This is a genomic window from Avibacterium volantium (genome assembly GCF_049366555.1).
Classification (GTDB): domain Bacteria; phylum Pseudomonadota; class Gammaproteobacteria; order Enterobacterales; family Pasteurellaceae; genus Avibacterium; species Avibacterium volantium_A.
This window is the reverse complement of record NZ_JBMMGT010000009.1, coordinates 82,717-92,993: the sequence shown is the minus strand read 5'-3', so window position 1 is coordinate 92,993 and position 10,277 is coordinate 82,717. Positions and strand designations below refer to the sequence as shown.

9 protein-coding genes are annotated in these 10,277 nt (G+C 42.4%); 6 read left to right on the top strand and 3 right to left on the bottom strand.

All coding sequences use genetic code 11. The features are described 5' to 3' along the window. Positions 1-27: 27 nt before the first annotated feature. Positions 28-2,298, bottom strand: coding sequence for an NADP-dependent malic enzyme (locus ACLS0A_RS04445; RefSeq protein WP_416082559.1), 2,271 nt, complete (start codon positions 2,296-2,298; stop codon positions 28-30). Positions 2,299-2,503: 205 nt separating this feature from the next. Between ACLS0A_RS04445 and rsuA the strand changes: the two genes are divergently transcribed. Both rsuA and ACLS0A_RS04435 read left to right on the top strand, forming a co-directional pair. Beyond that, on the top strand, positions 2,504-3,199 hold the full coding sequence (rsuA, locus tag ACLS0A_RS04440) for a 16S rRNA pseudouridine(516) synthase RsuA (protein ID WP_416082562.1): 696 nt from the start codon (positions 2,504-2,506) through the stop codon (positions 3,197-3,199). A gap of 7 nt (positions 3,200-3,206) precedes the next feature. Then, positions 3,207-4,403: a Bcr/CflA family multidrug efflux MFS transporter gene (locus ACLS0A_RS04435; protein ID WP_416082561.1), complete on the top strand. Its 1,197-nt coding sequence runs from the start codon at positions 3,207-3,209 to the stop codon at positions 4,401-4,403. Here the strand turns inward: ACLS0A_RS04435 and cueR are convergent. Continuing rightward, on the bottom strand, positions 4,398-4,796 hold the full coding sequence (cueR, locus tag ACLS0A_RS04430; protein WP_103853946.1) for a Cu(I)-responsive transcriptional regulator: 399 nt from the start codon (positions 4,794-4,796) through the stop codon (positions 4,398-4,400). The two genes, ACLS0A_RS04435 and cueR, sit on opposite strands and share 6 nt — an antisense overlap. Positions 4,797-4,902: 106 nt before the next feature. On the opposite strand from cueR, the gene ACLS0A_RS04425 reads away from it, so the two are divergent. Next, complete coding sequence (locus ACLS0A_RS04425; RefSeq protein WP_416082558.1) at positions 4,903-6,528, top strand: phosphoethanolamine transferase; 1,626 nt, start codon at positions 4,903-4,905, stop codon at positions 6,526-6,528. A 76-nt stretch (positions 6,529-6,604) separates the two neighbouring features. On the opposite strand, the gene bcp is transcribed toward ACLS0A_RS04425, so the two are convergent. After that, positions 6,605-7,072, bottom strand: a complete 468-nt coding sequence (bcp, locus tag ACLS0A_RS04420; protein WP_416082557.1) for a thioredoxin-dependent thiol peroxidase — start codon at positions 7,070-7,072, stop codon at positions 6,605-6,607. A gap of 138 nt (positions 7,073-7,210) precedes the next feature. Here bcp and dapA point away from each other — a divergent pair, with 138 nt between their 5' ends. The 3 genes from dapA (at position 7,211) to ACLS0A_RS04405 (ending at position 10,193) form a co-directional block, all read left to right on the top strand. Further along, positions 7,211-8,107, top strand: coding sequence for a 4-hydroxy-tetrahydrodipicolinate synthase (gene dapA / locus ACLS0A_RS04415; RefSeq protein WP_416082556.1), 897 nt, complete (start codon positions 7,211-7,213; stop codon positions 8,105-8,107). Between the two features lie 112 nt (positions 8,108-8,219). Next, on the top strand, positions 8,220-9,224 hold the full coding sequence (bamC, locus tag ACLS0A_RS04410; RefSeq protein WP_416082555.1) for an outer membrane protein assembly factor BamC: 1,005 nt from the start codon (positions 8,220-8,222) through the stop codon (positions 9,222-9,224). Between the two features lie 123 nt (positions 9,225-9,347). Next, a complete protein-coding gene (locus tag ACLS0A_RS04405) occupies positions 9,348-10,193 on the top strand; it encodes a 23S rRNA (adenine(2030)-N(6))-methyltransferase RlmJ (RefSeq protein WP_115249984.1) in 846 nt (281 codons plus the stop codon). Positions 10,194-10,277 lie beyond the last annotated feature (84 nt).

Genomic DNA, 10,277 nt, shown 5'->3' with positions numbered 1-10,277 from the left:
AAATCTGCCCTAACTATTTTTTCTTTTTTAAGCTTCTTGCTGTGCTTTTACTGCGGCGACCGCCACCATATTAATAATACGGCGAACAGAAGACGCTGAGGTTAAAATATGTGCGGTTTTATTTACGCCCATTAAGATTGGCCCAATGGTGATTGGCGTTGCCGTGCCTTGTAGCAAGTTAAGGCTGATACGCGCCGCTTCCATTGTTGGCATAATTAGCAAGTTTGCCGCGCCTTTTAACGGGCTATCTGGCATCACTTCGTTGCGTAAACTTTCGGAAAGCGCAATGTCGCAGTGCATTTCGCCGTCAATGATTAATTCTGGCGCTTTTTCACGCACAAGTTTTAACACTTCACGCATTTTCACTGCATTTTCATCATTGAAACTACCATAGTTAGAATGAGAAACCAGCGCCACTTGTGGCTCAATACCAAAACGGCGAACTTCTGCCGCAGACATTAAGGTGATTTCCGCTAATTCTTCTGCCGTTGGATTTGGATTAACGAATGTATCGGCGATAAACAAGTTGCCTGTTGGTAACACCAAACCATTTACAGTAGCAGGAATTGCGCCTGCTTTCACACCCGTGAAATCTTTGATTGCGCCTAAGTGAGAAGCATAAGGCCCAACCAATCCGCAGAGCATTGCATCGGCTTTGCCAAGTTCTAACAACACCGTGCCAAGTGCGGTCGGATTATGCAACATTTTACGTTTTGCGCCTGATGGCGTCATTCCTTGGCGTTTTAGCTTGTCGTGATAACGTTGCCAGCATTCGTCATAGTAAGGATTGTTTTCGATGTCGATAATGTCAAAATCACGTCCTACTTCAAGATGCAAGCCAAGTTTTTTGATTTTTTCTTTGATGATGTGCGTACGTCCTAGCAACACCGGTTGTGCAATGCCTAAAGTGGCAATTTCTTGCACGGCGTGAAGCACGCGCGTTTCTTCACCATCTGTCAGTAAGACACGTTTTTTGTCTTGTTTCGCTTGGGCGAACACAGGTTTCATAAATAAATTCGTTTTGTAAACGAATTGAGTAAGTTTTTCTAAATAGGCATCAAAATCTTCAATTGGGCGAGTTGCCACCCCACTATCCATTGCTGCTTTTGCAACAGCTGGTGCAATTTTTACGATAAGACGTGGATCAAACGGTTTTGGAATAATGTAATCTGGTCCAAAAGAAATTTCTGCGCCACCATAGGCGGAAGTAACCACTTCGCTTTGCTCCGCCAAGGCGAGATCCGCAATGGCGTACACCGCGGCTAATTTCATTTCTTCATTAATGGTGGTGGCGCTCACATCTAATGCACCACGGAAAATGAATGGGAAACAAAGCACGTTATTTACTTGGTTCGGGTAGTCTGAACGGCCTGTACAAACAATGGCATCAGGGCGAACTTCTTTAGCAAGTGGCGGTAAAATTTCAGGTTCTGGGTTCGCCAAGGCAAGAATTAGCGGATTTGGTGCCATCACTTTAACCATTTCTTGGGTTAATGCGCCCGCTGCGGAACAGCCAAGGAAAATATCACAATTCGGCATTGCATCTGCCAAGGTGCGCGTGCCGTTATCTTCAATGGCGTAAAGCTTTTTGGTTTCGTCCATTCGCTCATCACGGCCTTTGAAAATCACGCCTTTGGAATCGCACACGGTGATGTGTTCTTTTTTCATTCCAAGGGAAACGAGCAAATTCAAGCAAGCAATAGACGCCGCACCTGCGCCCGATGCCACTAATTTTACGTCTTCAATTTTTTTATTCACAATGCGTAAACCGTTGATCACCGCCGCAGCTGAAATAATGGCTGTGCCGTGCTGATCATCGTGGAATACGGGAATATTCATTCGCTCACGCAATTTTTGTTCAATGTAAAAACACTCTGGGGCTTTGATGTCTTCAAGGTTAATGCCGCCGAAAGTTGGTTCAAGTGCGGCGATAATTTCTACTAATTTATCAGGATCTTTTTCATCAATTTCAATATCAAACACATCTACGCCAGCGAACTTTTTAAATAGCACGCCTTTCCCTTCCATTACGGGTTTGCCTGCTAAGGCGCCGATATTACCTAAGCCTAGCACCGCCGTTCCATTAGAAATTACCGCAACGAGATTGCCGCGAGCGGTGTATTTATAAACATTGGCAGGATCTTTTTCAATTTCTAAACAAGGCTCTGCCACTCCCGGTGAATAAGCTAAAGCAAGATCACGCTGTGTGGCGAGAGATTTGGTTGGGGTAACTTCAATTTTTCCCGGCTTTGGAAATTCGTGGAAATCAAGCGCCGCTTGGCGTAATTGTGCGTCCATAAAACAGTCCTTATAACAATTTGAAAAGGTTGTGAGAATAATTCAACGCCCTATTATAGGCGAAAAAATCAGAAAATCTGTGATTTACAACACATTATTTACAATTCATTCACAAAATCAACCGCACTTTTGTTTTCGGCTCAACTAGGGTTTTATGCCGAGATGTTGTACAATGTTTCGTTTTTATAAACGAGAAAATCACGCAATGAGATTAGATAAATTTTTAGCCGAACAAACAGGGCTGACGCGCTCTCAAGCCAATAAAGCCCTACGCCAAAGTGCGGTGCAAATTAACGGAAAAATTGAGAAAAACGGCGCAACCAAAGTGAGTGCGGAAGATGAGATTTACTTTGATGGTGAACGCCTTACTTGGTTTGAAGCGGGGCATTATATTATGCTAAATAAACCGCAAGGCTATGTTTGTTCCAATGATGACGGCGATTATCCAACAATTTATCAATTCTTTGATTATCCCCTTGCCGGCAAATTGCACAGTGCAGGACGGCTAGATGTGGATACCACAGGGCTGGTGTTGCTCACTGATGATGGGCAGTGGTCGCATCGCATCACTTCACCAAAGCATCATTGCGAGAAAACTTATTTGGTTACCCTTGCCGATCCCGTAGAAAATCATTATCAACAAGCCTGCGCCGAAGGCATTTTATTGCGTGGTGAAAAACACCCTACCAAGCCTGCTAAACTTGAAATTATTGATGATTACAATGTAAATCTCACCCTAAGCGAAGGGCGTTATCATCAAGTAAAACGAATGTTTGCCGCCTTAGGCAACAAAGTGATTGGGCTGCACCGTTGGAAAATTGGCGATGTGGTGCTAGATGAGCAATTAGAAGAAGGGGAATACCGCCCTTTAAGCGTAGAAGAATTAAACGCATTAAAATAAGGATAGCATTTTGAGCGAAAAAACGATTCATAAACCCAGCTTTATTTTCATTTTGACCCTTGGGCTACTTTCAATGTTGCCACCGCTTGGGGTAGATATGTATTTGCCTGCCTTTTTGCGAATGTCGCAAGATTTGCACGTTAGCCCTGAACAAATTCAACATACCCTAACCTTTTTCGCTTACGGTATGGCGGCGGGGCAGCTTTTCTGGGGACCTGTGGGCGATAGCTATGGGCGTAAACCCATTATTCTGCTAGGCGTAATTGTCAGTGCCATTACTGCGTTAATTCTCACGACAATCAATCAAATTGGTAGTTTTACCGTGCTACGCTTTATGCAAGGCTTTTTTGGCGCAGCGCCCGTGGTTTTAGTGGGCGCATTGTTACGCGACCTTTTCAGTAAAAATGAACTTTCACGCACAATGTCCACAATCACCCTTGTGTTTATGATCGCCCCACTGGTTGCGCCAATTATTGGTGGCTATTTGGTAACTTATTTCCATTGGCACTCGATCTTTTATGTGATTGCGGTAATGGGCGCGTTGAGTACCTTGCTGGTGTTTTTCATCATTCCTGAAACCCATAAAAAAGAAAACCGCATTCCTTTACGCTTAAACATTGTAGTGCGCAATTTCGTCAATTTATGGCAGAAAAAAGAAGTGCTGGGTTATATGTTTATGAGCGCCTTTGGCTTTGGTGGCTTGTTTGCATTCTTAACCGCAGGATCGATCGTATATATCGGCATTTATGGTATTCCAGAACAAAACTTTGGTTATTTCTTTATGCTAAATATTAGCGTGATGACCTTAGGTTCGTTTTTAAACGGGCACTTGGTAACCAAAGTCGGCGCAGAAAAAATGTTGCAAACAGGTTTGATCATTCAATTTCTTGCGGCGATTTGGCTATTATTAGTAGTGTTTTTCGATCTTGGCTTTTGGTCAATGGCTATTGGCGTAGCACTGTTTGTTGGGCAGAATTCACTCATTAGCTCAAATGCAATGGCATCAATTTTAGAAAAATTCCCTGCAATGGCTGGCACAGCGAATTCAATGGTAGGTAGTGTGCGTTTCGGCACGGGTGCTTGTGTGGGATCGCTTGTTGCATTAATGAAAATTAACAGCGCCGCGCCAATGCTTTTAACCATGGTCGGCTGCTCATTTTTAGCCGTAAGCTGCTATTATTTCTTAACCTACAAACGCCTATAATTTCGTTTTTTCCGTTAGCCCTGAAAGGATAGAACAATCAGGGCTATCATTTCCTTGGCAAGAACAATGCCAGCGCTGCAATAAATCCAGCATTTCTTGTAAGCTAGCAATTTTGTCTTTTAGCTCTGTAATATGTTGTTCTGTAATGGCTTTTACTTCGCGACTAGTGCGATTCGGATCACTATTTAACCTTAACAATTCGCGAATTTGTTGCAATGAAAATCCCACTTTACGCGCGTTACTAATAAAGCGCAGCTGGCTTAAATCCTGCTCAGAATAAAAGCGATAACCCGATAAAGTGCGTTGCGCCTCAGGCAATAATCCCGCTTTTTCATAATCCCTAATTTGCTTGGCAGATAAACCTGCTTTCTCGGCTGCTTGGCTGATGTTCATTTTTTCCTCATTTTATTTGTAAGTTTTCGTAAAGAACTTTTTAATTTTTTATTTGACTAATTCAACGACTATTCAATGATAATCTTAAAATTAGGAGATTCTTTTTATGTTATTTTCTCGGTTTAAATTAAAAAGCTCAACCCTTATTGCACTGGTTGCGCTTTATTTTACTTTAGTGCTAAATATTGCATTTTACAAAAAAGTGTGGGCGCTGCACCCATTTGCGGGTCAACCTGAAGATTATTTTCTTCTCACCGTTCCCGTCTTTATTTTCTTTACGCTAAATGCGGTTTTTCAGCTTTTTGCTTTGCCTATTTTGCACAAAGTGATTATTCCGCTGTTGCTGATTATTAGCGCTGCCATTGGCTATCAAGCCTTATTTTATGATGTGCATTTCACCACGGATATGCTCGAAAATGTGCTGCAAACCACGCCTGCGGAAAGTGTTCGTATGCTCACTTGGCAATATCTCACTTGGATCGCCGTTTTTGGCGTGTTGCCAGCCATTTTATACATTATGGTGAAAGTGGATTACCGCACTTGGTGGAAAGAGTTTGGTTTGCGCGTGGGCTTGATCGCCCTTTCTGGCGTGGTGATTTGGGGCATTGCGAAAGGTTTTTATCAAGATTACGCCGCCTTTGTTCGCAATAATAAGCCCGTTGTGAGCTTGCTTGTACCGTCTAATTTCATTAGTGCAGGCGTAAATAAAGTGAAACGCGTGCGTGAAGCCAATCGCCCTTATGAACAAATCGGTTTAGATGCACAACAAGCCAAACCTGATGAATATCGCCATTTCACCGTGATTGTGGTGGGTGAAACCACGCGTGCGCAAAACTGGGGGCTAAATGGTTATGCACGCCAAACCACCCCAAAACTGGCAGCGCGTGGCAAAGACATCATCAATTTCACGGACGTTTCCAGCTGTGGCACATCAACCGCCATTTCCGTGCCTTGTATGTTCTCCTATCTCACTCAAGCCCAATACAATGGTGGCAAAGCACAAAAAATGGACAATTTGCTCGATGTGCTACAACGTGCGGACGTGAACATTTTCTGGCTAGATAATAACAGCGATTGCAAAGGCGTTTGCTTGCGTGTGCCAAATGAAGTTACCAATATGAAAACGCCAGAATACTGTACGGACGGCGAATGTTTAGACGAGATTTTGCTGAAAGATTTCGACAAAATTCTCAACGAAAGCCAAAAAGATACGGTGCTGATTTTGCATACCATCGGCAGCCACGGACCGACCTATTATGAACGTTACAAGCCTGAATTTAAGAAGTTTGTACCAACTTGCGACACCAACGAAATTCAAACTTGTAGCAACGAACAATTAGTGAATACTTACGATAACGGCATTTTGTATATTGATAACTTCCTTGATCAAGTGATCCAAAAATTGGAACACCGTGATGATTTGGAAAGTGCGGTATATTATGTGTCAGATCACGGTGAATCCCTTGGTGAAGACGGCATTTATCTGCACGGCACGCCTTATGCTATCGCGCCAGATTATCAAACCAAAGTGCCGATGTTCTTTTGGTTTTCCAAAACGTGGCAGCAAAATGAAGGTGTGGATTTAGAGTGCCTGCGGCACAATGCCAGCGCCCAACATTATTCCCACGACAATTTATTTAGCACCGTGATTGGAATGATGGATATGAATTTAAAAACGGACGTGTATCAAAAGGATTTGGATATTTTGGCGAGTTGTAAAAAAGCTCATTAATAAAAATCACAAAAAATAAAGTGCGGTGGAAAAATTTAAAAAATTTGCACCGCACTTTAATTTGAGCCGTCAGAGATTATTTTTGTGTTAAATAATCTAGCACCACTTGATGATGCTCACCGGTTTTAAATTTCTCAAAGACTTTTTCGATTTTGCCTTGTTCATCAATTAAGAAGCTAATGCGATGAATGCCGTCATAGGTTTTTCCCATAAATTTTTTCTCGCCCCATACGCCAAATTGTTCAGCGACTTGGTGATCTTCATCGGAAAGGAGCGTGAAATTCAAGGCTTTTTTCTCGGTAAAATTAGCGAGCTTTTTCGGGCTATCGGGGCTAATGCCAAGAATCACGACATTGAGTTTTTCCAGTTCCGCTTTGCTATCACGCAATCCACAGGCTTGCGTGGTACAACCCGGGGTGAGTGCTTTGGGGTAGAAATAAACCAAGACTTTTTTGCCTTTAAAATCGGTAAGCGAAACCCGTTGCTCATTTTGGTCTAGTAAAGCAAAGTGCGGGGCAAAATCGCCCGCTTTTAATGTTTGCATAGTAAATATCCTTAAAAATTTGATGTTATTGAGAAAAAATGCAAAAAATTGCTTGCAAATTTTGGTTATTTTAGCGATCTTAAACAAACTTTTTCAAGCAAACTCAATAGACATAACAAAAATAATTCGGAGGTCTTTATGTCAGCAACGAATCCTTTATTTTACGGTAGTATTACCGCGTTGATTACCCCTATGGACTCACACGGTGAGGTTGATTTTGACGCACTAAAAAAATTGGTTGAGTACCACATCGCTGCGGGAACGCACGGTATTGTGTCTGTGGGAACAACAGGGGAATCTGCCACATTAAGCATAGAGGAAAACGTTAAAACAATTCTAAAGACCGTTGAATTTGCCGATGGACGTATCCCTGTAATTGCTGGTGCGGGCGCAAATGCCACCAGTGAAGCCATTACAATGACAAAATTATTAAACGGCAGTGGCGTTGCGGGTTGTTTATCTGTTGTGCCTTATTACAACAAACCAACGCAAGAAGGAATGTATCAACACTTTAAAGCGATTGCAGAATGCACAGATTTACCACAAATTTTATATAACGTGCCGGGGCGTACAGGCAGCGATATGCAGCCTGAAACCGTGGGGCGTTTAGCACAGATTGATAATATTGTGGCAATCAAAGAAGCAACAGGTGATGTGAGCCGTGTAGCGAAAATTAAACAGCTTGCAGGTGAAGATTTCATCGTGTTAAGTGGTGATGATGCGACAGGGTTAGAAAGTATCAAAGCTGGCGGTGAAGGGGTGATCTCGGTAACAAATAACATCGCTGCCGCAGATATGGCGAAAATGTGTGAGCTTGCTTTAGCGGGTAAATTTGATGAAGCAGAGGTGATCAACCAGCGTTTAATGGCATTACACAAAGATCTTTTTGTTGAATCTAACCCAATTCCTGTGAAATGGGCGGCTTATAAATTAGGTTTAATTCCAGAGCCAGTGTTGCGTTTACCACTGACAACATTAAGTGAAGCGGCACAACCAAAAGTGATTGAAGCCTTGAAAATTGCAGGATTGTTATAATTTTTAGTAAAAATCCACTGAGGGGTGTTGAGCAGTCAATGCCCCTTAAACTTTTCTGCATTCTGATTGTCAAAACTGGCAATGAAATTTGTTTAACCTTGAGGATAAATTGATGAAAAAGTGGTTATTAAGCACGCCAATTTTAATGACATTAGTGGCTTGTTCAGCAAGCAATGAAAGTAAACAGCAAGCTAATGATAACTTTGAAAAATACGCTGAACAGCAAGTGGTTTTTGCACCCCTAGCAAGCGGTGGGGTAAATTTACCTGCACAAGATAACACTTATGCATTGCCGCAGCTTAATAAACAAGCACATCAAAAAGTGGATATTCGCCCACCAAGCACACCAATCGCAGTGATTAATAATTCCATTGCACAGTTTGACGGTGAGCGTTCTTTGATTGTTTATCCCTCATCGAAAGAAGCAGTTTATAGCTTAAATCAAGTAGCACGTTTATTAAAAGAACAAGGGATTACTTATCAATATCAAGATAATCGTATCGAAACCAGTTGGGCGGCAACGGGGCGTGCCGATGATATTGGCGACACACAAATTCGTTATTTGATTGAGCAAGTGCAATATCAAGGGGCGAGTGCGTTGGTGGTGTCAATTCTGCAAATGAAGCGCGATAATATTATTTTTACCCCAACGGTGGCGCAAAAGCAGCGTTATACGTCTGATCGTTTAAATCAGCTGATCGGTGAGTTAAATACGGCGTATCGTAAACAGCAAAGTGAATTAAATAGCACTGCAGTAACGCCAATTCAAACGCAATTAACCACAGATATAAACGGTCGTGCGGCATTAGCGTTAAATGCACCTTTTAACCAAGCGTGGCAACGTCTGCGTGGAGCGTTAAATCAAGTAGGATTTGAAACCACGTCAGAAAATCCGGGGCGTGGCTATCGTGAATTAAAATATAGTCCATTAGAAAAAACAGAATGGGCGAGATTTGGCGTGGCTGCCGCTGAATTAGAAAAAGGGGAGTATGCAATGCAACTTTCTGATTTAGGCAGACAAAGTGCAGTGGTGATTAGCGATGAAGACGGCAATGCGCTTTCAGGTAATCAAGCACAGTCTATTTACCAAGCCTTGCAAGCGATTTTAGCCAAATAAATTGTCATCAAGTAGTTCTTTGATGACACAGGGCGAGCCAGAATGTTCGCCCTTCGTTTTAACTATCATAATCCGCAAAAATAAAGTGCGGTCTTTTTTTATCAAATTTTTAAGGGCAAACAAATGCTGAGTTATCGTCATAGCTTCCACGCAGGCAACTTTGCCGATGTGCTAAAACACATTGTGCAAATGCTGATTATTGAAAGTCTGCAACAAAAAGATAAAGGCTTTTATTATTTAGACACTCATGCCGGTGTGGGGCATTATCGCTTATTCGGCAATGAAGCTGAAAAAACCGGTGAATATAAAGAAGGGATCGGGCGTTTGTGGGATCAAACAGAAATGCCCGAAGAAGTGGCGCGTTATGTCGCCCTTATTAAGAAACTGAATTATGGCGGCAAATCGCTACGATATTACGCAGGATCACCGCTGATCGCCGCACATTTATTGCGTCCACAAGATCGAGCGTTATTAACGGAGCTACACCCAGCGGATTTCCCATTATTACGCAATAATTTCAAAGAATTTGATAATGTTACCACCAAGCGCGATAACGGTTTTCAGCAAATTAAAGCTACCTTACCGCCAAAAGAAAGACGCGGGCTGATTTTGATCGATCCCCCTTATGAATTAAAAGAAGATTATGATTTGGTGGTAAAAGCCATTGAAGAAGGCGTGAAACGTTTTGCCACGGGCATTTATGCCATTTGGTATCCTGTGGTGCTACGTCAGCAAGCCAAGCGTATTGTAAAAGGATTGGAAAACACCGGCATTCGCAAAATTCTCCAAATTGAAATGGCGGTGCGTCCTGATTCCGATCAACGTGGAATGACTGCAAGCGGAATGATTGTGGTTAATCCCCCTTGGCAGCTAGAAGCGCAAATGAAAAAAATTCTGCCTTATTTAACCAAAACCCTTGTACCAGAAGGCACGGGCAGCTGGAAGGTGGAATGGATTACGCCAGAGTAAGAATTTACCGATTAGATTAATTAGTCGCTTTACTCCGTATTTTTCGGCAAAATAAGCGCAGATTTATTATGGGCTTTTTCGCAT

What these genes read in the sequence shown, in the direction of transcription:
- ACLS0A_RS04425 (WP_416082558.1), top strand. Translation starts at nt 4,903, where the DNA reads ATGTTATTTTCTCGGTTTAAATTAAAAAGCTCAACCCTTATTGCACTG.
- cueR (WP_103853946.1), bottom strand. Translation starts at nt 4,796, where the DNA reads ATGAACATCAGCCAAGCAGCCGAGAAAGCAGGTTTATCTGCCAAGCAA.
- ACLS0A_RS04445 (WP_416082559.1), bottom strand. Translation starts at nt 2,298, where the DNA reads ATGGACGCACAATTACGCCAAGCGGCGCTTGATTTCCACGAATTTCCA.
- bamC (WP_416082555.1), top strand. Translation starts at nt 8,220, where the DNA reads ATGAAAAAGTGGTTATTAAGCACGCCAATTTTAATGACATTAGTGGCT.
- bcp (WP_416082557.1), bottom strand. Translation starts at nt 7,072, where the DNA reads ATGCAAACATTAAAAGCGGGCGATTTTGCCCCGCACTTTGCTTTACTA.
- ACLS0A_RS04405 (WP_115249984.1), top strand. Translation starts at nt 9,348, where the DNA reads ATGCTGAGTTATCGTCATAGCTTCCACGCAGGCAACTTTGCCGATGTG.
- dapA (WP_416082556.1), top strand. Translation starts at nt 7,211, where the DNA reads ATGTCAGCAACGAATCCTTTATTTTACGGTAGTATTACCGCGTTGATT.
- rsuA (WP_416082562.1), top strand. Translation starts at nt 2,504, where the DNA reads ATGAGATTAGATAAATTTTTAGCCGAACAAACAGGGCTGACGCGCTCT.